This is a genomic window from Candidatus Cryosericum hinesii (genome assembly GCF_003570985.1).
GTDB lineage: Bacteria > Caldisericota > Caldisericia > Cryosericales > Cryosericaceae > Cryosericum > Cryosericum hinesii.
The window spans coordinates 25,553-47,789 of sequence record NZ_QXIW01000029.1; the positions used below are offsets into that span (position 1 = coordinate 25,553).

Here is a 22,237-nt window from a genome sequence, read left to right on the forward strand (position 1 = left end):
TTGCTTTTTGGAGGCGTTTGTCTACCATATTGCATATGTTTGAGGTCATACTTGGAGGTACCACTGATGGTCCTGTGGAAAAGCATCGTGCTTGGAATTGTACAGGGGCTGACTGAGTTCCTGCCTGTCAGCAGCTCGGGGCATCTAGTCGTGTTCTCGGGACTCCTCAAGGCCGATTCGACGCTGGCCTTTGATGTGGCCTTACACTTCGGTAGCCTTATCGCGCTCGTGATTTTCTTCTGGGGTGATATTGTGGGCTTGTTCGGGGGATTCCTTGCGACCTTCCGCGGCAGACTGTCTCATGAGGAAGCGCGCAAGCGCAACATGTTCTGGCTCATTATCGCGGCCATTATTCCGTCTGGAGTCATCGGTGTCCTTTTCAGTGCGACCATCGCGAAGGCTTTTGCTAGTCTGTACGTTGTAGCGGCCATGTTCCTGGTCACTGCTGCCCTGCTGTTTCTGCAGCATTTTGCGTCGACGACTAGAACTATCCGCGAGGTCGGCTGGAAGGATGCGCTAGCTATCGGTATCGGCCAGGTATTTGCGCTGCTGCCGGGTCTTTCGCGCAGCGGGACGACGATGTCTGTTGGCGTTTACAGGGGCCTCAAGCAGGAGGATGCTGCCCATTTCAGTTTCCTCATGGCGATCCCGACCATTGCGGGCGCCGCGATCTTCAAGCTCAAGGACTTTCTGCAAGCAGGGATGTCCTCAAGTGCTCTCACCGATATCGGCATCGGTGTCGTCGTCAGTGCACTGACCAGCCTCGTCGCGATCGGGTTGCTGCTCAAGGTTGCGCGGAAAGGCAAGATGCAATGGTTTGCATTGTATTGTGTTGCCGCGGCAGTTTTCACGTTTGCAGCCCACTATTTCGGACTTATCTGAGCGTTGCCCGGTGCGTAGGAATCGAATTGAGGGTACAATAATAAAACGTACCACGTAAAAGAGGAGTGTGACCTATGTTCGAAAAAGCAACTGACAAGAAAGACATTGGCAATCTTGCGCTGTCGCTGGGTATTCGCGATGAGGAAATCGATTTCTTTGGCAGATACATGGCCAAGATTGATTACCATATCCTCAACCGCTTGCAGGATAAGCCGGATGGCAAGTACATCGATGTGACAGCTGTCACGCCGACACCGTTTGGCGAAGGCAAGACCGTCACGACCATTGGCCTGGGCATGGCGCTGAACAAGCTGGGGTTCAAGACGGTGAACGCACTGCGTGAACCGTCCATGGGTCCAGTCTTTGGTATCAAGGGCGGTGGAACAGGCGGTGGCAAGGCTTCTCTCTTCCCGATGGAGCAGATCAACCTGCACTTTACGGGTGATATCCATGCAGTAGAGACGGCTACTAACCTGCTGGCCGCGGTAGTGGACAACCACATCTTTCAGGGAAATGAACTGGACATCGATCCTCAGAGCATTAGCTGGCGCCGGACCATGGACGTAGAGGACCGGTCGATGCGCAAGCTCACGATTCATCTGACAGAGAAGAAAGATGGCGTCAAGACTGAGACGTCGTACGATACCGGCTTCGACATTGCCGCGGCTTCGCCGATCATGGCCATCATGGGCCTGACGACCGGATTCGAAGATCTGCACCAGCGCCTGTCGGAGATCGTCGTTGCGCGCAGCCGCAGTGGAAAGGTCGTGACGGTTGCGGATCTGCGGGCAACCGGGGGCTTGGCTGCCGTCCTCAAGGATGCCATCTATCCTAACCTGGTCCAGACCGAAGAAGGCACGCCCTCCTTTGTTCACATTGGACCGTTTGCCAACATCGCCTTCGGCAACAACTCGGTGCTGTCTGACCAGATTGCCCTGAAACTTGGTGATTATGTTGTGACGGAGAGCGGCTTTGGTGCCGACATGGGTTTCGAGAAACTCATGGACATCAAGCTTCGACAGGCCGGTATGAAGGGGCCTGATTGCGTCGTCATCGTCGCCACGATCCGCGCGCTCAAGATGCACGGTGGCGCGTACACCATCAAGCCAGGCAAGAAGCTTGATCCCGCCCTTGTTTCAGCTGTCAATATGCCGGCACTCGAACTGGGCTGCGAGAACCTCCGGGTGCATATCGAGAATGTTCGTTCCTATGGCCTGCCAGTTGTTGTCGCTGTCAACAGATTCCCGGACGACACCGCCGAAGAGGTGGCGATGGTTCAGGCCAAAGCCCTGCAGTTTGGTGCGCTGGCCGCCGTTCCTCATACGTTCTTCGTTGACGGAAGCGATGGTGGTCTGGAATTGGCACGCGCAGTCCAGGAAGTTGCATCGACATCCAAGGTGGGTGCCATCCACTATCCCTATGAACTGACCGACACCATCGAGGAGAAGATGCGCAAGCTGGTTCGTACCATCTATCGTGCCAGTGACATTGATCTGACGCCTGTGGCGGTCGAGCGTATCAAGGAGTTCACCGCAGCCGGTTATGACAAGTGGCCCATCTGTATGGCAAAGACGCATCTGTCCATCAGCCATGATCCAGATGTCAAGGGCGCTCCCTCTGGATACCTGTTCCCGATCCGCGACATTCGTGCCGCGACCGGTGCGCGTTTCCTGTATCCGTTGGGTGGGACGATGCAGACGATGCCGGCACTCTCCAAGGTCCCTGCGATGGTGAATATTGACGTGACCGGAGACGGTGTGATCACTGGTCTTCGCTAATCCACCGAAACCGACCGGCACTGTGAATATTCCGCTCTGTGGCGTCCGTGCTGATTGGATACAATGGAGTGTAGCAACACAACTCGTGCATGGAGGTGAGCGTTGAAACAGACATTTCTCAATCTTGGTGCAGCTTTTGTAGGTGAATCCATGGCTCGTAACCGGTACACCATGTACAACAAGGTAGCACGGACCGAGGGATATGAGCAGATAGCTGGTATCTTTGCCGAGACCGCGGAGCAGGAGCGGGAGCATGCTACTGTCCTGTTTCACTTTCTCCAGGACATCAAGGCCGAGAACGGTGGTGAACTGAAGCTTTCAAATGCAGAAGTCCCGCTAGGGTTTGGAACAACGGCCGAGAACCTGCAGGCCGCAATCGACGGTGAACACTACGAGACCACAACGATGTACCCGGGCTTTGCGGACGTCGCTGATCAGGAAGGCTACAAGGAAATCGCGACGCGTCTGCGTGCCATCGCTGTCGCTGAAGCTCACCATGAGGAGCGGTACGGCAAGCTCCTCAAGGAAGTCAAAGGGCTTTCTGTCTTCAAGAAAGACCACAAGATCATCTGGGTGTGCCGCGAATGCGGGTATGTTCATGAGGGGATGGAGGCTCCGGATGTGTGCCCGGCGTGCCACCATGCGCAGAGCTTCTATCAGGTCAAGTCGGAGGATTACTAGCGTTAGAAAGACAGTCATGGGGTCTGCTCCGGCAGGCCCCTTCGTGTCTGACGGCGCATGAAAGCGCGCATCGACAACTGCTTTGTCTGTTCGTCAGACAACCCGGCTGGTCTCCATCTCCGTTTTGACGTGGGGAACGGAACCAGCACAGCTGAGTTTCTGCTGGATTCGACGTTCGATGGGTATCGTGGCGTGACGCATGGAGGCATCCAGGCGGCAATCCTGGATGACGCAATGGCCAACATCTTTTTCGGCACGGGGCTTCCGGCGTTCACTGTCGACATCCATGTGCGCTACCACCGGCCGATGTATTCCAACCGAAAGTACCGGGTCGAGGCCAGGCTGGCCGAAGACCGTGGCAGCCGTATCAAGGCGACAGAAGCATGCATCAAAGACCTTGCAACCGGTGAGGTCGTGACCGAGGCGACGGCGACGTTTCTTATCGGCCGAAGTCTCTTGGAGAGTGTCAGGAGTAAAAACACAGATGAGCACCAACAACAGGAAAGCCACACCGAAACTGAGTCGGACGCAGGAGCTGCAGAAGAAGTATCCGGGCCACAAGCCCATTCCGCCGAGCACGCGGACAGTAGTCATCACGCTGGCAGCGACAGTCATCCTGTCGCTGTTGCTGGTATTCGCCTTCCTCAGGAAGCCTCAGGCTCCGCAGGTGGTGGGCAACAAGTACGTTGTGCTGGAGACAAGCATGGGCACGATCAAGCTTGAACTCTACGGGGACAAGGCTCCCAGGACCGTCACCCAGTTTCTCGAGAACGTCGTGGGTGGCAAGTACGATGGACTTACCTTCCATCGGGTCATGAAGGGATTTATGATCCAGGGCGGGGACCCAAATGGCAACGGTACGGGAGGCGGAACGGTCTCCTTTGAGAAAACCGACATCAGCCATGTCCGGGGCGTCATCTCCATGGCAGCGTCACAGGCAGGCGTAACGCAGTCGAACATGCAGTTCTTTATCATGCAGGGAGACACAACCTCTCTGGATGGTCAGTATCCTGCGTTCGGCAAGGTCATTGAGGGCATGGACGTCGTCGACAAGATTGCGAACGTGCCGGTCGGAGAGAATCCCAGCAAGCCCGGCGAGATGTCGGCCCCTCTCACGAAAATCACCATCATCCGGGCGACCGAAGTCGCCAACTAGGAGCGTCACATGGAAGAAAAGAACAGAGTTGTCCGTATGGAGACGTCCAAGGGCACGATGACACTCGAGCTGTACGCCGCTCGGGCGCCCAAGACCGTCGAGCGGTTCATGGTGGCGGTCAACGCCGGCAAGTATGACGGCCTCAAGTTCCATCGCATCATCAAGGACTTTATGGTTCAGGGCGGCGACCCACAGGGAACCGGCACGGGCGGCGGCAACGTCAAGTTCGAGGGCTCCGACGTCAAGCACGTTCCCGGCGTCATCAGCATGGCTGCTCAGCAGGCGCACGTCGACCAATCCGACATGCAGTTCTTCATCATGACCAGCACGTCCGATCAGCTGGATGGCAGCTACACCGCGTTCGGGCATGTCTCTGAAGGCATGGACGTTCTGGCGGCCATCGCGGCGACACCCGTCGCCCAGGCGCCGTGGGGCGAACGTTCATGTCCTGTCGAGGACGTGCACATCGTCAAGGCGTCCGAGATTCTCGACTAGGAGGAATGGCAACGCCCATATGGCTATTCACATTGTAACGGACTCCACAAGCTACCTTCCCACTGGTTTTGCCGAACAACACGACCTTCCCGTCGTGCCGCTCAAGGTTTCGGTCGACGGAGTATTCTTCCGGGAGTTTGTGGAGATATCTGCTGATGTCTTCTATGCAAAGCAGAAAGCTGGAGCCAAGTCTGGCACCACACAGCCCGGCCCCGAGGATTTCATCACGATCTACACCAGGTTGCTCGCAAACCCGGACGACGAAGTGCTGAGCATTCATTTGTCATCCGGCATGAGTGGAACACTCAACAGCGCGTATATTGCAGCTGAACAGACCGATCCCAGACGCGTCCATCTCTATGATGTGCGGACGTCAGGTCTCGGACTCGGGTTCATGGTCATGCAGGCCGTCAAGCTTGCTGAGGGCGGAGCCGGCATCGACGACATCATCACGATGCTGGACGGGATGCAGCCACGCACGCATCTCTACTTTCTCGTTGGTACAATGAAGTACCTCATTGAGGGCGGGCGCATTGGCAAGGCAGCGGGCGTGGCAGCCAGCATCCTGCAGATCAAGCCCATCCTCACGGTCAAGGACGGTATCGTCGACGTGTTCGACCGGCCGCGAACCATGCGGACAGCTCGAGACCGCATGTGGGCACTCATCGATCAGGCAGTCGTACGGGGCATCGAGCGTATTGGGTTTCACTATGCGGGCAACAGAGCCGAGGTTGAGGCAGTGCAGGCTGAATTCACGAAGCGAACGGGTATTCCGTCCGTCCTCACCCAGCTGGGTCCTTGCATCGGATGTCATACAGGACCCGAGGCCATGGCAGTCGTCATTGTCGACAAAGCAGTTTGAACAAGAAGGCCAATTTGGACGTAGCGGCGAACCAGGACAAGACCTGTCACCCAGGCGACGCGGGGTGAACGTTCACATCCTGTCGAGGACGTGCGCATCGTCAAGGCGTCCGGGATTCTCGACTAAGAGGAGTTTATGGCTATTCACATTGTAACGGACTCCACAAGCTGCCTTCCCACTGGTTTTGCCGAACAGCACGACCTTCCCGTCGTGCCGCTCAAGGTTTCGGTCGACGGAGTATTCTTCCGGGAGTTTGCAGAGATATCTCCTGATGCCTTCTACGCGAAGCAGAAAGCTGGAGCCAAGTCTGGCACCACGCAGCCCGGCCCCGAGGATTTCATCGCGGTCTACACCAGGTTGCTTGCAAACCCGGGCGACGAAGTGCTGAGCATTCACCTGTCGTCCGCCACGAGTGGAACACTCAACAGTGCCCACATTGCAGCCGAGCAGACTGATCCCAGACGCGTCCATCTCTATGATGTGCGGATGACAGCTCTTGGACTCGGGTTCATGGTCATGCAGGCCGTCAAGCTTGTTGAGGGCGGAGCCGGCATCGACGACACCATCACGGTGCTGGACGGGATGCAACCACGCACGCATATCTACTTTCTCGTCGGCACAATGAAGTATATCGTCGAGGGCGGGCGCATCGGCAAGGCAGCAGGCGTCGCAGCCAGCATCCTGCAGATCAAGCCTATCCTCACGTTCAAGGACGGTATCGTCGACGTGTTCGACCGGCCGCGAACCATGCGTGTCGCGAAGGAGCGCATCAGGGTACTTATCGACCAGGCAGTCGTACGGGGTATCGAGTACATTGGGTTCCACTATGCGGGCAACAGAGCCGAGGTCGAGGCCATGCAAACTGAGTTCACGAGGCGCACAGGTATTCCATCCGTCCTCAGCCAGTTGAGCCCTGTCCTCGGGTGCCTTACAGGACCTGAGACGCTGGGGGTTGTCATCGTCGACAAAGTAGTGTAATGTGAAATGGGGAGAGAAGCCTTCCCCTTGTACAGCAACCATGTGAGCAGTCCCGCTGTCTCCGCTGGCGGGACGAATGCGCAAGCGGAGAAGGAGTCGATAATGGCCATCCACATCGTAACGGATAGCACGGCGTGTCTGCCGCAAGGGTATGCCGAAGAGCACGGCATCACGGTCGTTCCACTCAAGGTCTCACTCGACGGCGAGTATTTCCGCGACGGCATCGACATTACAAACGACGAGTTCTACCGCCGCCTCGTGGCTGGCGCAACAGTCGCCAGCACGCAGCCGTCACCCGACGAATTCGCGTGTGCATATCGCGCGATTCTGGACAAAGACCCCCAGGGCGACATCGTCTCGATTCACATCAGTTCGCGTATGTCGGGCACACTCAACTCGGCTCTCACCGGGCGCAATCAGTTGGATACGGTTCATGTCCGGCTTGTGGACACCTGGAATGCTGCTCTCGGTATCGGATTTCCGGTGATGCGGGCAGTGGAGCTCGCCGAAGCCGGGGCCCCGCTGTGGCAGGTCGTCGCTGAGGTGGAGGCGCTGTGTCTGCGGACCCATACCTACTTCGTGCTCGATTCCCTTAAGTACCTCGAGAGAGGCGGGCGCATTGGAAAGGCCGCCGCCATCGCCGCCAACATCCTGAAGATCAAGCCCGTGCTCACCTACATCGAGGGGGTCACGGATGTCGTGGACCGTCCCCGTACCAAGAAAGTTGCGTTCGAACATCTCTGGGCAATCATCGATAAGCACCTGCAGAAGGGGATCGAATATATTGGGTTCCACTACGGTGCCAACCGGGCCGAGGTTGAAGGCTTTCAGCGAGAGTTTATGTCCAGGTACAGCCTGCCGAGCATTCTGGCCCAGCTTGGGCCTGTCGTCGGGACGTATTCGGGGCCCGACATGATCGGAGTCACCATTTCGGAAAAGAAGTCACAATAGCCGGCAACGGACGGGAGAAACCATGATCTACGCCATTGCCTGGCTGTGCGACTGGTTTGGCGCCAAGCGCGTCGCCATGCGATTGTTCGCTGCTGCTCCACGTTCAGACTACGCCGCATGGTGGGGAGCGGTCGGTCTCATGGAGTCCGGCAAAGACGAGGAGGCACTGGGCCTCCTGACGCGTGTACGCGCCGTTCATCCCGAATGGAAGCGTACCAAGCGGCTTCTGGCAACACTGTACCTTCGTCGGGACCCCGAGAAAGCCGTTCAGCTCTATAGTCCTCCAATGGGTATCTGGGAAGAGGTCTTCCTGGGTGACCTGCTGTACTTTTTTCTTCACCGCGAGAACGAGGGAGCTCAATGGTGGCGCAAGGCGTATGAGAGGGTGGACTGGAAGAGCGCCCGCGAACTGGACAATCCCGCGCGTCTCCTGCTCAAGAGGCTGTGTCGCATCACCAGCGACCCTGTGTTGCTCGAGCGGTTTGCGGAACTGGACACCGACAACTTCCGCCAACAGGACATCGTCAACTATGTCGGCATCCTGGCATCGCGTGGCGAGCTGGACAAGGCGAGGGAGATGCTCGACCGTGGTTTCTACCTCTATCGCGGGGATCCGATGCTGACAGCGTGCTGGGAGAGACTCGGATTTGGCCAGCTTCCTCCGTACAAGGTGAAGACCTCTGGGACTGCGGCCGTTCGACACAACGTGTACACCGGGTTGCTCACCGAGGCGAGCGACCTCTCGTCGATCGTGGACAGGGTCCACCAGGAGCACCCGACGGGCGTCGTTACGATTGCCAGTAGCGTGATGACCATGTGCGAAGGGACACTGATGTGGGTTGGGACGTTCAAGCCGTCACGCCTGGCGCGGTTCCTCGGCCCGTACACAGGGCACGGCGGCGGAAAGTTTATTCACTGGTACACCTATCCGATGGAAGCAGCATGGAAGGTTCAGGCATACATCGAGCTGGCAGGAACCTTCCGTGTTCTTCTCGGGGCGGGCGCCACGGTACTGGGAAAGCTGTTCCATCGCAAGGGCTGGTTCTATGCGGTCGTTGGTCCCATGGCCAAGGCTGTGGACAGTGACAAAGTGATGCCCTACGACGCGTGCCTCGTCCCCGGCCCGCTCGACGTTGAGGCGAGTATCGCTGCCTTGGCACGCAAGGGGGCTCGTATCAGCGTGGTCGACGTCAACGATGTCTTTGGTGCCGAGATCGTAGCGTCGACCGAGGGCGTCGACGAAGACTGGCTCAGGCGGTCACTGGAGGACAACCCGGCGGGCAACGACGACTCCATGACACCCATCGTCGTGGTGATGCCGGAGTAGCCAGAAGGAAACATATGCAATGAAAAAGGCGGGAGCAGTCATGCTCCCGCCTTGTACAGTTCCTGTATCCTGAGGTCAGTTGACGGCCGAGGTCTTCGGTAACACGCCTGCATAAACGATGAGCTGCGTCGCCTGCGTTGTTGTACCATTGGATGAAACCGGCGTCACAACCAGGACCACGACCGAGTCTTTGGCATACCCCTCACTGACTGTCGTGTCACCGAAACTATTGTTTTCGGCATCACCTGCGAAACCTTGCTGGCGCAGCCACGCGTCGATGTTCACAGCTTCGTCCGAGGTCGCCGACTTGGCGATCATGACGACGCCCGAGAGGTTCAGCTGCGTCGGGTTGCCCTGGCCGGTGGCGACATACCAGTCAAAGCTGTGCGGCACAGCCATGGAGAACTTGAGGCTGCTGTTTGTCTTCAGGTCGCTCAGGAGCTGCCGGGCGGGGCCGATATCCGCCGCAGGAGCATTCGTATCTCCTTGCAGGCCTCCGTGGCCGAGCATGTACCATACGACCCCAGCTGCCACGATCAGCACAGCCAGGAGAACGACCAGCACCTTGATTGCGATTTTCATTCAGCAAAACCCCCATAGTGTTGTCAAATGGATGGTTCATTGTACCACATCCGGCGCCGCGTCAACCTTGGAAAAGCGATGAAGCTCCAATAACACTGACGTTGCCCGGGGCACCAGAGTTCCACAGAGAGGTGTTGACGTTTTGTTCAGCCAGCCTAGCATGATTAGTACAGGTGTGTCGAAGGCGGAGGTATATCGTATGCAGATCGAAATGGCGTGGCGCGACGAACGGGTCAACGTGTTCGCTCTGAGCGGCGTGAGCATGGGCATACGCCTGGAGCCACAGTTGTTCGTTTGCAAGAAGCGTCCCATCGGGCACCGTGGGCCGTTCGTCCTCGACCCGCGCAAGGGTCGCCCTCGGTTTCAGTTGTCGCAGCTCGGTGCCACAGCTCAGGAGACAGCCAATCAGACCGCGTATGTCCTGTCTTACTTGGCCGAAGTGGACAACTACTTGCATGTCCCTGTCAACTACGACGTATTTGCGGGACTGTGCGCTGAGGGCTGGTTCTCATTGTGGAACCCCTCGGCGCCGCTGGCCTACTTCGAAGATTTGCAGGACGGTTATCTAGCGCTGATGCGAGTCTCACGGCTGGACGCGGAAATTCCCGAGCAGGTGCTCGAGCACGGCCGGTCCGGGGCCAACTTCATCTACTACCTCGACCCACCCATCACAGTGCAGAAGCTGCACCCGGTCCTCCGTCCCGATCTGTATGAGCGCCGCAAGGGCGAGCTCATGGCCTTCCTGTCCGACCACAACTGGCTCCTCGGCGAGGAAGGTCCGACTGCGTCACGAGAACTGGAGACCGAAAGCCTGTTCGACGCGTCGGAGTCGTCCGAGAGACCTGCTCGAAGAAGATAGGAGAAGACCAATATGAAGCAGCACGAAGCCGTTATTGAGGCGATGGAGCGCGAGGGTGGATATGCGACACTCGGGCGACTCTATCAGGTTGTACCAACCATCACAGAGTGCGCATGGGGGACAAAGACGCCCTTCGCATCGATTCGCAGGATCGTGCAGGACCCGCGTTTCTTCTTCAGAATTCGTCCGGGCCTTTGGGCACTGAACGACTCTCGAGATCGCTTGCCTGAAAGTGTCTTGCCATCCGGGAAGACCCCTGTTGCCAAAGTAAGCGAGAACACTCATGCATACTACCAGGGGCTCATTGTCGAAGTTGGTGCTATGCGCCACATGGAGACTTTTGTGCCGTTGCAGGACAAGAATAAGCCGTTCATGCAAGGAACCTTGGCATCGGTCACAACTGTCCCGGCGATGTACAAATTCACGTATGACGAGACGCTGAGAAAGGCTCAGACTGTGGACGTTGTGTGGTTCAACGAAAGGAAGATGCCTGACGCCTTTTTTGAGGTCGAGAACTCGACGGATATGCTGAATGCACTGTCAAAGTTCGTGCAATTGCAGGACTTCGCTGCTCGCTTTTACATTGTAGCTGACGCCTTACGGCAGCGCGAATTTGTGGACAAGATCGCTTTGACAGCATTCCGTGACATGCACAGTCGAGTTCTGTTTGAAACCTATGAACATGTCGCAGTTCTGCATGCAAAGCTCTCTGAGTTGGCCTTGCTCGGACAAGGCGAGGAGCATTCACTGTAACATGGTGCCGGACTTTCCCTGCTGCCGGTGTCCGGCTACGAGCGTACCAGGACGTTCACGCAAACTGCCGCGCCTGCCGTGGTAGGCTGTGAGGCGGTTCGGGTCTCGCGATTGTTCTACTTGACGGTGACTGTGATGGTCCTGGTCTGGGCAGGGGGAACGCTCTCCCAGGGACGGGCGTAGGCGAGGGAAATTGTGGTCGTTCCCTTGCCAACAGCCTTGAACGTGAAGGTAACGGTGCCGCTCCCTCCGACAACTTGGGTACTGGAGGCTGTTGCCACATATGCAATGTCGACGTATGCAACGACGTTCGTGTTTTTTGTCGTCTGACTCCAGTTGTATCCGGAGGTGGCGTTCGCGTCGAGTGCGATGGTGAACGTCTTCCCGGTGGTCGTTTCGAATGTGTCCCCGGTGATTTTGTTTCCTTGAGAGGTTCGGGTCAGCACCAGAGTAACGACCGCGGCGGCAACCGCCAGTACCACCACAGTCACGACGACAAACAGCATTTTTCTCTTCATGATCTCATCTCCTTGAACCAGCCGGTGTCTGCGACCGTCATTCCTTGGACGTACGGAGTGCCGACGCGTCTCTCGGGACTACGCTCGCCGCATGCGGACTGTTGCTCTGCATCGCGTATCCTGATACAATCGAGGCGGAGGTGTTCCATGGCGACAAACGAACTTTACGGCCAATCGGCCCGACTAGTCGATCTCATTATAATCCAACCAGGTGCGGTTGTCAGCAAGACGCTGATCGAGCGGCCAACGGGGACCGTCACACTGTTTGCGTTTGACAAGGGGCAGAAACTGAGCGAGCACACAGCTCCATTCGATGCACTGGTGACGTCGCTGCAGGGGAGTGTCGACATTATCCTGGATGGCGTGCATCATATCTTGGCAGCGGGGGACGCTATCGTCATGCCAGCTGGCGCCATCCATGCTGTCGATGCACTGGAACCATGTATCTGGTTGCTGACGATGATCCGGTCCTGACACCTGGAGGGAGACGCAAAACCGTTTCACGATAGCACAGCTGTCGCCGACTTCACACGGCAGTTCAACCAAAAAGAGCTTGTGGACTGATGATTTGACCGGTCAATCGATGGCTGCGACCTGTGCGTTTTTCCACAATGGTGTACTATATTAAAGTAATGACAATGACCTGTGGGCCAATATCGACGGAGGTGTATGCATGAACGACAATGTCGCCAAGTTCCTGGAGGAACGGCTCGGCGGAGAGCAGTACGCGAAGCTCAGCAGGATCTCAAATGGCAAGCTATACGATTTCATTGCCCACTTCATCAAGTTGCTCGATCCAGCGAGTGTCTTCGTCTGTGATGACTCGACCGGGGATCTCTCCTACATCAGCGAGAAGGCTATCCACGATGGTGAGGAGCAGCGCCTGGCAATGAATGGTCATACGATTCACTTTGATTCGCCTCTCGACCAGGGCCGAGATAAGGAGCATACGAACATCCTGGTGGACCCGGGCGAAGAGATGGGTCCCCAAATTTCCACGCGTGACCGCACAGAAGGTCTCAAAGACATAAGCGAGGTCATGGACGGTATCATGCGCGGACGTCAGATGCTGATCGTCTTTGCTACGCTCGGGCCGAACGGTTCCGAGTTTGCTATCCCAGCAGTTCAACTTACCGACAGTCCCTACGTCGCACATTCGGAGAAGCTGCTGTATCGGCCCGGCTATGAGGAGTTTATCCGTCAGAGTGAGCAGGCACACTTCTTCAAGTTCGTGCACTCCGAGGGCGAACTGACCGAGAGCAAGACGACGAAGAACATCGACAAACGCCGCATCTACATCGACCTGAAGGACGATATTGTCTACAGCGCCAACACCCAATATGCTGGCAACACGCTGGGCATGAAGAAGATGGCCATGCGTCTCGCCATCCACCGCGGGTCGCAGGAAGGCTGGCTGTGCGAGCACATGCTGGTCATGGGCATCCACGGGCCTCACGGCCGCGTCACCTACTTCACGGGCGCGTTCCCTTCGATGTGTGGCAAGACCTCGACCGCCATGCTGGACGGCGAGAGCATCGTCGGCGACGATATTGCCTATCTCCGCAAGATCGATGGCGTCGTGCGTGCAGTCAATTGCGAGCACGGCATGTTTGGCATCATCCTGGGCGTCAACAGCAAGGACGATCCCATCCAGTGGAAGGCGCTTCATGCTCCCGGTCATCAAGTCATCTTCAGCAACGTCCTCAAGACAGATGACGGCGGCGTGTACTGGGAGGGCAAGGACGCGGCGGTTCCTGAGCACGGCGTCAACTTCAAGGGCGAGTGGACCCCGGGCAAGCTCGACAAGGATGGCAAGGCCGTGCCCGCTTCTCATGCAAATGCCCGCTTCACGCTCAGCTTGAGCATGCTTGAGAACCTGGACAAGAATGCTGACAATCCTGACGGTGTCGAGGTCAGTGCATATGTCTACGGCGGTCGCGATTCGGACACCTGGGTCCCAGTACAGGAGTCCATCGACTGGGCTCATGGCGTCGTCGCCTTCGGTGCCTCTATCGAGTCCGAAACGACAGCAGCAACCATTGGCAAGGCCGGCGTGCGTCAGCACAACCCGATGTCCAACCTGGACTTCCTGTCCATCCCGCTGGGCAAGTACCTGCAGATCAACGTCGATTTCGCCAAGGGAGCCAAGCGGCTGCCAAAGATCTTCGGCGTCAACTACTTCCTCAAGAGCCGCGACGGCAAGTTCCTCAATGGTAAGAATGATAAGAAGGTCTGGTACAAGTGGATGGAGCTGCGCTGCAACGGTGATGTCAAGGCTATCAAGACCGCAACGGGCTGGATCCCGGAGTACAAAGACCTTGCCCCGCTGTTCAAAGACATCATCGATCGCGAGTACACGTACGAGGAGTATGAGGCCGAGTTCTCACTCCGCATCCCCGAGAACCTGAGCAAGATCGACCGCGTCATCGCGAGCTGGAAGAACAGCACGCACGACACCCCCGAGGTCCTGTTCACTGAGCTCGAAGCCCAGCGTGCGCGTCTGCTGGAAGCACAGAAGACCTTCGGCGACGAGGTCAAGCCGTCGCAGTGGGGTATTGTCGGTTAATTACTTCAAGACGGCTTCAGCTCTTACATATGAAGTCCCCTCCGAAGGAGGGGACTTTTTGTTTACGGCAATGTAGGTTGTGCAGCCTTGGCGTGATGAGACTGGGTCTTGGCAAGGAGTTGTTTCCGTACCTGTGTGACAGAAACGAAAACAAAGCCGTGCGACTGAAATGCAGGAATGATTCGCTCCAGATAGGCGCCTGTTTCATCCTCTGGCGAGGACGGTGCTGCATCCGATGAGGGTAGCCGTTCGCGGAAGGGGTGGAAAAACAGAGAAGCAAGTATTTGTCGATGCGAGTCATCAGCGAATAAAACGATGGATTGGGTTTGCTTTGGTCCCTCCACCATGCCGAGAGGAGTAGGGACAAAACAAACCTTTCCTGTAGCTGGATTGGAACTGCTGCGAAGAAACGGCTCTTTTGTGCGATGGTTGGTCGGCCCCGGCTCATAGATGATGGAAAACCGGCTCTCCAGATAGGTATACTGTTCCGGCGACGCCGTATAGTGAGGCGTTTCCCAGAAAGTGATTGGGATGTCGGCTGTTTTGGCGGCTGCCAGGGCAGCGTCTACACGTGCGGCCATATATGCCACAGTGCCCTCAATAGCGTGTTGATTATTGGAGAATTCTATACTGTCTCCGGTTACTCCTTCACCCATTTGATGTGTATAACCGTGCAGACCTATTTCACCACCCTTGCTGATCATATAGTGGATTGTCGTAATGAATTCCTTCACGCGTAGATCGTCCGGAGTATCGATGCCAATACGGATACCTGTCGCAGGATCCAGATATATGGGGATCATCGCCACTTGGAATGGAACATGGCGCGAAGCCAGATAATCAGCGATATATCGCAGGAGTTCGAGGCGTTTTGGGTTAAGAGCGTACCACGGACTGACGTCCTCAAGGCGAACGAGGGCGATACGTATTGAATTGCCTGGAAGTGGCTTCGCCATATCCGGGGAACGCGAGACGGCCTTCGCTGAAGGCATGATGCTGGTCAGTGCTGCCAGGATCATCACTGCAACAAGAACTGCTTTCATTGTTCGTTTCATGTTTTCCACCGAACCTTGTCCTTGCCAATCTGGTAATGCGAAATATTCTATGCGATTTGGACGCAGGGACAAGATATACGGTTCCCAACGTTGTTGACCCAGGGGCGTGCTGGTGCTAGATTGGCTGAAAGCGCATTGGTGGGAGGTTTGCATGGAGTCGTCCTATACGGCACCATTTGCACAGGCATACAATCAACGGTGGACCGGGTTCGTGACGCTGGTCGGGCCGAGGCTGCGGACCTTGTACGAGCAAGTCTGCCCCCGGGGCGAGCGGTCGGTGCTCGACGTCTGCTGTGGCACTGGGCAGCTGGCGCTGCAGTTTCTGCAGGCGGGGTACATCGTGACAGGCTTGGACAATTCGGAACCCATGCTAGCCCATGCGCGCATCAATTGCGCTTCGTTCGTATCCTCTGGCGAGGTGTCCCTTGTCCAGGGTGACGCTGCCGACTTCTCGCTGTCCTCGCGGTTTGGGCTTGCGGTGTCGACGTTCGATGCCCTCAACCACCTGTCCGGCATCGACACCTTGCTGTCCTGTTTCGCCTGTGTGCACCAATGCCTGCTGCCTGGAGGCCTGTTTGTGTTCGACCTCAATACGGTGATGGGACTGCGACGCTGGAACAATATGACTGTGGAGGACGCCCTGGATGCAATGGTCATCAATCGCGGCATGTACGATGAAGGCAAGCGTCAGGGGCGCATCAAGATCTCCGGATTTGTCCGGCAGGAGTCGGACAGCTGGCTTCGCTTCGACGAGACATTCATGGAAAACGCCTGGTCGGTGCGGGAGGTGACCACGGCGCTGCTGGAGGTCGGGTTCAGTGCGGTCTACCAGGCGCGTGCCACAGACCTGACCGTACCTCTTGCTGACCCGGAGTCCGAGCCCCGCGTCTTCTTCGTCGCCCGGGTGTAGCAGAAAGAGGTCTTTCCCCATTGTTTCATGGCAGTAGCAGAACCGGCCCCGTCTTTGAACGGGGCCGGTTGTTGTTCTGCGAGAAAAGAGATGCCTAGAGGGACAGGATGATCTGCTTGGCGCGTGGGATCTTTGCGGAGGACATGGACAGTTCGTCGATGCCCATGGCGATAAGAACAGGAATTGCCTGCGGGTCGCCCGCCAGTTCACCACAGACGCCCACCCATTTGCCATGGGCGTGTGCCGCTTCGATGGTCATGCGGATGAGTGATAGTACAGCTGGGTGCAACGGCTGGTATAGATAGTTGAGGTCGCGGTTCGTTCGATCGGCGGCAAAGGTGTACTGTGTCAGGTCGTTGGTACCGATCGAGAAGAAGTCGACTCTGTCGGCAAGACGCTCCGCATCGAGTGCTGCAGACGGGATTTCCACCATAATGCCGACCTCGAGGTTGTGGTCATACGCGATTTCTTCTGCGTCCAGTTCCTTGCGCACGCTCTGGAGCAGAAGATTGGCCTGTTCGATTTCTTCAGCGACAGCGATCATTGGGTACATGATCCGCGTCTTGCCAGCCGTGCTCGCCCGCAGAATGGCGCGCAGCTGAGTCTTGAACAGTGTTGGTCTGCGCAGACCAAGACGGGTCGCGCGCACGCCGAGGAATGGGTTGGACTCAGCGGGCAGGTGCAGGTATGGGATCTGTTTGTCTCCTCCGATATCCAGGGTGCGGATGATGATGGGTTTGGTGCCAAACGCAGTGAGAACAGAGCGGTATGCTTCGACCTGTTCTTCCTCGGTGGGTGGGCTGTCCCGGTCGAGGAACAGGAACTCCGTACGATACAGGCCGACCCCGTCCGCGCCGAACCGCAGGGCTGTGGCGACATCACCAGGGCCGCCGATGTTGGCAGAAACCTCAATATGCTTGCCGTTTCCGAGGACCACTTCCTTATCCTTGTACTGGGTCAGGAGCTCCTGTTCTGCCGCAAGGGCGCGGGCGCGCTCTTCGAGGGTCGCACGTTCCTCGGGGGTGGGGTCCAGAACAACCGTCCCGGCGGCTCCGTCGACGCCCAGGCGTGCGTGTTCGTCGACGCCTGCAAGCGCCGTTCCCAAGCCGACAACGGCGGGAAGGCCGAGTGCCTGAGCAAGGATGGCCGTATGGCTTGTTGTGCTACCCTGTTCTGTCACAAAGCCCAGCACATTCTCGCGGTCGACGGATGCGGTATCCGCTGGAGCAAGGTCACGGGCAACGACGATCGCCCGATACGGCAGGGCGCGCAGGTCGGCCTTGGGCGTTCCCAGGAGGGCGCGGACCACACGATCCCCGACATCCCGGATATCCTTGGCTCGCTCACGGAAGTAGGCGTCGGCCAGGTTGTCCATAAGCTGGGCACTGTCCTCATAGGCGCGGTGTACGGCTGCTGCGGTGCTGTATCCTTCTCGCGCATACCGTTCCATGGCCTCCTGCAGCGTCGGGTCGTCCAGGAACATCTGATACGCGGAGAAGATCTCGGCTTCCTTGCTCTTGCCTTGTTCTTCCATACGTGCGTGCAGTGCCTCGACCTGATGATGGACGCTCTCGTTTGCCAGACTGATCGCCTTGAGTTTCTCCTCCGCGGAGATGGAGTCGTGAGATTCGAGATCCAGAACGACGTCATCCGGGCGATAGATGTACACTCGACCGACGGCGATGCCTGCTGATGCAGCAATTCCTTTGAGGGTGCTCATTCTTCTTCGCCCATGGTGGTTGTCAGCAGAGTCTCCAGAGCGTCGAGTGCTGCAGTCTCATCAGCTCCTTCAGCCTCCACTTCGATGACAGAGTCCTTGCCAGCGCCCAGGGAAAGGACGCCGAGGATACTCTTGGCATCTACTGTACGACCTTCACGAGTAATTCTGATCTTTGACTTGAAGTGCACCGCTGTCTGAACGAACAACGTGGCGGGACGTGCATGCAACCCACTCTTGTTGTGAACGGTAAACGTTCGCGCTGTCATAGTGCCATTGCCTCCCCGGGCATTCCCCACGCTTTCGGTCGTGGTGGGGCGTCGACAGTCAGTGTACTTCGGAGACAGGGAATGCAACGAAGAATCGTGAACAGCAGCAGATTACTACTTCCGGCCTGCTGTCAGTCTTCGACTGTGGCTGCTGCGGGCGGAGTCGCTGCGGTCCGGAACGTGGTGTCCGATCCTGCCGTGAGGCTGCCGTCCAGGGCAACTCCCACCAGACGCGTGTGATACAGTGTATCCGGCTGGAGTCCCGTGACTGCAAAATGAATATCATTGGTCATGTTTCCGAGGAGCGGCCCCTGCTTGTTGGTGGCGAAGCCATAAGTTTCTGAAACGCCATATTCGAAGAACCAGAGAACTAGCTGACTATCAGGTTTGATGACTCCGTTCAGCACTGCCGACGTTAACATTACTAATGATGGAGCCAGCGTTGTGACGAGATTTGCGGGCTTGACTGATTCGAGTTGAGGGTCGAGAACAGCGGCATGAACTGAACTTCTTGACGTCACGGCAGGCTGGGCCACAACGGCCGTCTTTGCGGAAATTGCAGGTTTGGGAGTCACAACAGCTGTTTTTGCAGAGGCCGCGGGCTTGGAAGCCACCGCGACCGTGATCGGCGATTTGACGATGTGGTAGTACTTCACATACGTCCAGGCGCTGAACAGCCAGCCGAGAGTTGTATTCTTCCGGTCAAAGGTGTGGGCGTTGAAAAGGGGTTGGCCGTTCGATTGTTTGGCCGAGACAATGACCGCGTGACGCAGACCGAGCCAGTTGCCGAAAATGGCGACATCACCAGGTTGCAGACCAGTCGGCGCGCGCGACCTCGAGGACGTCTTCCAGATAGTGGCTTTGAGAGTTTTCGTCAGGAAGGCGTCCAGGTTCACACACTCCCCAATGCTTCCGCTTGTGTCGGCCGAAGCGCTTGCTCGCAGGTTGAGTCCGCCTGCAATAAGGCACTGTGAAACGAAGTTGGCGCAATCACCGACACCGTAGCTCTGGAATTTGGGATTGCGCTTGTTCCACCACTGGTTCGCATACTGGATAGCTTTGAGAGGGTTGTACGTCCCAGCGCTGACGCGTGGGGCAGGAGCAAGAACTACCGAGGAGGCTGTCGCCACGATGATGGCCAGAACAATGGCAATCTGCCTTCTCCAGCGTACTTCTGCTTTCGAGTTTGTCACAGTACAACTCCTTACTTCCCACATGGTCCGACTTAGGATGGCCAGATAAGGGGAGCCCTTCCCTTCTGCCAAGTTCATTAAAGCCAAGCCGGTTGTCTTGTCAAGAGCGCAAGAATGTAATCTGCTCCTTCCACCGCTAACGAAGGAGATTGCGAAGCGTGTCGACCAGGAGAAGGACGTTGAGGCCACTGACGACGACGGTCGTCGTCCACAGGAAGACGCGGTCGAGTATAGTGTTCACATACTTTCCCATCACGCGCGGGTTTGAGGTGAGCAGAATCTGCAGGACGATCGTCCACGGGAGCTGAATGGAGAGTGCTATCTGGCTGAAGATCAGGCCCTTGAACGGGTTGGTGATCACGAGCGTAATCAGCAGAGCTCCAAGCAGTGTTATCATGATGCCCAACCTGGTGTGATTGTCCGACGGATCATAGGGTTCCCCGGACATGCCCGCAACAATACTGCCGCCAGCCATGCCCGCAGTGACTGAAGATGAGAGGCCGGCCATGAGAAGTGCTCCACCGAAGACGATGGCGGCTGCCCGGCCCAGCATCGGCTGCAACATGGCTTGAGCCTGTCCAAGTTCTGTGACGGCGGTTCTGCTGACAAAGAATGTCGCTGCGGCAAGGATGATCATGGAGCTGTTGATGGCCCAGCCGATCACCATGGAGTTCAGGGTGTCCACGAATTCGAACCGGAGTTGCTTTTCTATGACGTCTGCACCCTTCTGGTTCAGTTGGCGGCTCTGGATGATCTCGCTGTGCAGGAAGAGGTTATGCGGCATGACGACGGCGCCGAGGACACTCATGATGACAGGAATGGAGCCCAGGGGTATGGCGGGGGTAACCCACCCGGTCGCCACCTCTGCCCAGGGGATACGCACGAGCGACAACTCATACAGGAAAGAAAGCCCTATCAGCGACACGAATGCGATGATGAGCTTCTCGATGCGCCGGTAACCGTTGCTGAGAAGGAGCCAGATGACAGCGGCCGACACGAGAATGGCGCCGATACGCAGAGGCAGCTTGAACAGCAGGTTGAGCCCAATAGCGGCTCCCATGATCTCCGCAAGGGCCGTGGAGATGCAGGCGGCAACAGCCGATCCGAGAACAAGGCGGGCGAACCAGGGACGCATGAACTTCGTGGCTGCCTCGGAGATGCATAGACCCGTGACGATGCCCAGGTGGGCGGCATTATGCTGCAGGACGATAAGCATCAGTGTCGACAGGGTCACCATCCACAGGAGGCGATAACCATAAAGCGAGCCTGCAGCAACATTCGATGCCCAGTTGCCGGGGTCGATGAAGCCGACGGTGACGAGAAAGCCGGGACCAATGTACTTCAGGAGTTCCAATGCCTGAAGACGCGGAGTATGACCGTTGAATGATTTCTGGATCCGTGTACGCAGATTCATGAGCTGAGTATATGTGGCCCGGGAATGTCATCAAGCGTCTGCGGGCAGGTCTTGCCGGTTCCTCTTGAAGTTGTGGTTGCACCGCGCCTGACAACTCCTATAATAATATATCTACAGCAGGACATTCGAACGAGCACCCCAGTGGCTGGGGCGCGTCATGGCCATAATGGCTCACCTTTCCGGTTGTCTGTTCTCTGAATTGAGTGGAGGTTTCTATGCGTATCAGGATCGAAGTACAGAGCGCTCTCGACAAGTTCATTTTGCCTCAGGGGTACAACCCCTACGTGCAGGGGCTTGTCAATGCGTGCATCCCCGAAGACATCAAGTGGTCTGGCATCGCGACGGGCACGGAAGAAGCCCATTTCAAGCTCTTCACCTTCTCACAGCTGTATGCGAAGTCGGTGGAACGTATCGACATCGCCCCGCGTGATGGAGTTGAAGCGGACGGACACGTTCACTATCAGCTGGTGATGTCATCACCTGTCTGGTTCTACCTGTCGTCGCCCAGTCCCGAGTTTATCGAGGCACTCACGCCTCGCCTGCAGCAGGCCCACGACCTTCACCTCGAGCGGAACCTCGTGCAATCGGTACGTGTTGTTGCTGCCTACCCCGTTACCATCCCCACTCACGGGCTGGTCACATGGCGAATTCGCACCATCAGCCCCATCACCGTGTACCAGAGCGAGAGCAAGGACAGCAACTCCGCACACTACTTTGCGCCCGATGACCCGCTGTTCGCCAAGCTTGTCCTGGACAATGCCGTTCGCAAGTACTACGCCTGGACACAGGAGAAGGCCCCCAGCGATGGGTTCAGCATCAGCTGTCTCGACCATACGCCGCATCTTGCCGTCATTTCGTTCAAGGACACGCCCGTGCATGGCTATACCGGACGTTTCCAGTTGACTGGAGATGCCAAGCTGTTGTCGTTCCTGTACGAATCCGGCCTGGGAGGCAAGAACTCTCATGGCTTCGGGATGTTCGACATAGCGCCTGAGGGAGAGGACGATGCCCATTGGCGCCGCAGGACAGAAGAAGACACTCATGAGGTGCACAGGACTCCTTCAACGCCTATGGCCGCTGCCGATCAGGAAAGACCCGATCGTCCCGAGCGGTCCAGCAGTCGTGGGCAGGAAGGGCACGTGTGGCACGGCGAGCATCATGGTGCGGCGGGCGAGAGCAGCCCCTCGCGAAGTGCAGGATCCAGAGATGATCGGACGCATACCAGCCGTCCTCGTCCCCAGGGTGAGCATTCAGACCGCCCGCAATCGGACAGACCGCACACAGAGCGTTC

General features: G+C 57.2%; 23 protein-coding genes. 16 read left to right on the forward strand and 7 right to left on the reverse strand.

Annotation, left to right across the window (positions count from 1 at the left end; all coding sequences use genetic code 11):
* Positions 1-66 precede the first annotated feature (66 nt).
* The 10 genes from SMC3_RS06180 (at position 67) to SMC3_RS06225 (ending at position 9,110) form a co-directional block, all read left to right on the forward strand.
* Positions 67-882, forward strand: coding sequence for an undecaprenyl-diphosphate phosphatase (locus SMC3_RS06180; protein ID WP_119088031.1), 816 nt, complete (start codon positions 67-69; stop codon positions 880-882).
* A gap of 74 nt (positions 883-956) precedes the next feature.
* Positions 957-2,660: a formate--tetrahydrofolate ligase gene (locus SMC3_RS06185; protein WP_119089933.1), complete on the forward strand. Its 1,704-nt coding sequence runs from the start codon at positions 957-959 to the stop codon at positions 2,658-2,660.
* Positions 2,661-2,762: 102 nt separating this feature from the next.
* Positions 2,763-3,341 (forward strand): rubrerythrin, encoded by a 579-nt coding sequence (gene rbr, locus SMC3_RS06190; protein WP_119088032.1) that lies wholly within the window; start codon positions 2,763-2,765, stop codon positions 3,339-3,341.
* A gap of 57 nt (positions 3,342-3,398) precedes the next feature.
* Positions 3,399-4,064: a PaaI family thioesterase gene (locus SMC3_RS09745; protein WP_119088033.1), complete on the forward strand. Its 666-nt coding sequence runs from the start codon at positions 3,399-3,401 to the stop codon at positions 4,062-4,064.
* The gene (locus tag SMC3_RS06200) at positions 4,045-4,497 is read left to right on the forward strand and encodes a peptidylprolyl isomerase (RefSeq protein WP_243623377.1); all 453 of its coding nucleotides are present in this window, start codon (positions 4,045-4,047) and stop codon (positions 4,495-4,497) included. Before SMC3_RS09745 ends, SMC3_RS06200 begins: the two co-directional genes overlap by 20 nt.
* A 9-nt stretch (positions 4,498-4,506) precedes the next feature.
* Entirely contained in the window at positions 4,507-4,992 is a 486-nt protein-coding gene (locus tag SMC3_RS06205; protein ID WP_119088035.1) for a peptidylprolyl isomerase, read from the forward strand.
* A 19-nt stretch (positions 4,993-5,011) separates the two neighbouring features.
* Positions 5,012-5,854 (forward strand): DegV family protein, encoded by an 843-nt coding sequence (locus SMC3_RS06210; protein WP_165846623.1) that lies wholly within the window; start codon positions 5,012-5,014, stop codon positions 5,852-5,854.
* A gap of 135 nt (positions 5,855-5,989) precedes the next feature.
* A complete protein-coding gene (locus SMC3_RS06215; RefSeq protein WP_119089936.1) occupies positions 5,990-6,832 on the forward strand; it encodes a DegV family protein in 843 nt (280 codons plus the stop codon).
* Positions 6,833-6,934: 102 nt separating this feature from the next.
* Positions 6,935-7,783 (forward strand): DegV family protein, encoded by an 849-nt coding sequence (locus SMC3_RS06220; protein WP_165846624.1) that lies wholly within the window; start codon positions 6,935-6,937, stop codon positions 7,781-7,783.
* Between the two features lie 22 nt (positions 7,784-7,805).
* Positions 7,806-9,110: a tetratricopeptide repeat protein gene (locus tag SMC3_RS06225; protein ID WP_207799699.1), complete on the forward strand. Its 1,305-nt coding sequence runs from the start codon at positions 7,806-7,808 to the stop codon at positions 9,108-9,110.
* A gap of 75 nt (positions 9,111-9,185) precedes the next feature.
* Here the strand turns inward: SMC3_RS06225 and SMC3_RS06230 are convergent, their stop codons facing one another.
* Positions 9,186-9,692 carry a hypothetical protein gene (locus SMC3_RS06230; protein ID WP_119089938.1) on the reverse strand — a complete coding sequence of 169 codons (507 nt, stop codon included), beginning with the start codon at positions 9,690-9,692 and terminating at the stop codon, positions 9,186-9,188.
* Between the two features lie 199 nt (positions 9,693-9,891).
* Between SMC3_RS06230 and SMC3_RS06235 the strand changes: the two genes are divergently transcribed.
* Together SMC3_RS06235 and SMC3_RS06240 are read left to right on the forward strand one after the other, a co-directional pair.
* A complete protein-coding gene (locus SMC3_RS06235) occupies positions 9,892-10,551 on the forward strand; it encodes a hypothetical protein (protein WP_119087892.1) in 660 nt (219 codons plus the stop codon).
* Between the two features lie 12 nt (positions 10,552-10,563).
* Complete coding sequence (locus tag SMC3_RS06240; protein WP_165846625.1) at positions 10,564-11,304, forward strand: hypothetical protein; 741 nt, start codon at positions 10,564-10,566, stop codon at positions 11,302-11,304.
* Positions 11,305-11,420: 116 nt separating this feature from the next.
* On the opposite strand, the gene SMC3_RS06245 is transcribed toward SMC3_RS06240, so the two are convergent.
* On the reverse strand, positions 11,421-11,822 hold the full coding sequence (locus tag SMC3_RS06245) for a protease inhibitor I42 family protein (RefSeq protein WP_119087893.1): 402 nt from the start codon (positions 11,820-11,822) through the stop codon (positions 11,421-11,423).
* A 147-nt stretch (positions 11,823-11,969) separates the two neighbouring features.
* Between SMC3_RS06245 and SMC3_RS06250 the strand changes: the two genes are divergently transcribed.
* On the forward strand, positions 11,970-12,296 hold the full coding sequence (locus SMC3_RS06250) for a cupin domain-containing protein (protein ID WP_119089939.1): 327 nt from the start codon (positions 11,970-11,972) through the stop codon (positions 12,294-12,296).
* A 199-nt stretch (positions 12,297-12,495) separates the two neighbouring features.
* Entirely contained in the window at positions 12,496-14,388 is a 1,893-nt protein-coding gene (locus tag SMC3_RS06255; protein WP_119087897.1) for a phosphoenolpyruvate carboxykinase (GTP), read from the forward strand.
* Positions 14,389-14,450: 62 nt separating this feature from the next.
* Here the strand turns inward: SMC3_RS06255 and SMC3_RS06260 are convergent, their stop codons facing one another.
* Positions 14,451-15,443: a DUF2334 domain-containing protein gene (locus SMC3_RS06260; RefSeq protein ID WP_243621733.1), complete on the reverse strand. Its 993-nt coding sequence runs from the start codon at positions 15,441-15,443 to the stop codon at positions 14,451-14,453.
* A gap of 151 nt (positions 15,444-15,594) precedes the next feature.
* Here SMC3_RS06260 and SMC3_RS06265 point away from each other — a divergent pair, with 151 nt between their 5' ends.
* Positions 15,595-16,353 (forward strand): class I SAM-dependent DNA methyltransferase, encoded by a 759-nt coding sequence (locus tag SMC3_RS06265; protein ID WP_119087899.1) that lies wholly within the window; start codon positions 15,595-15,597, stop codon positions 16,351-16,353.
* A 94-nt stretch (positions 16,354-16,447) separates the two neighbouring features.
* Here SMC3_RS06265 and ptsP read toward each other — a convergent pair whose 3' ends face one another.
* The 4 genes from ptsP to SMC3_RS06285 form a co-directional block, all read right to left on the reverse strand.
* Positions 16,448-18,073, reverse strand: coding sequence for a phosphoenolpyruvate--protein phosphotransferase (gene ptsP / locus SMC3_RS06270; RefSeq protein ID WP_119087900.1), 1,626 nt, complete (start codon positions 18,071-18,073; stop codon positions 16,448-16,450).
* Positions 18,070-18,339: an HPr family phosphocarrier protein gene (locus SMC3_RS06275; protein WP_119087901.1), complete on the reverse strand. Its 270-nt coding sequence runs from the start codon at positions 18,337-18,339 to the stop codon at positions 18,070-18,072. Before SMC3_RS06275 ends, ptsP begins: the two co-directional genes overlap by 4 nt.
* Positions 18,340-18,470: 131 nt before the next feature.
* Positions 18,471-19,532 (reverse strand): amidase domain-containing protein, encoded by a 1,062-nt coding sequence (locus SMC3_RS06280; protein ID WP_165846627.1) that lies wholly within the window; start codon positions 19,530-19,532, stop codon positions 18,471-18,473.
* Positions 19,533-19,668: 136 nt separating this feature from the next.
* Complete coding sequence (locus tag SMC3_RS06285) at positions 19,669-20,946, reverse strand: Nramp family divalent metal transporter (protein WP_119087903.1); 1,278 nt, start codon at positions 20,944-20,946, stop codon at positions 19,669-19,671.
* 215 nt (positions 20,947-21,161) lie between these two features.
* Between SMC3_RS06285 and cas6 the strand changes: the two genes are divergently transcribed.
* On the forward strand, positions 21,162-22,237 hold a 1,076-nt coding region (gene cas6 / locus SMC3_RS06290; protein ID WP_119089948.1), incomplete at its 3' end, for a CRISPR-associated endoribonuclease Cas6.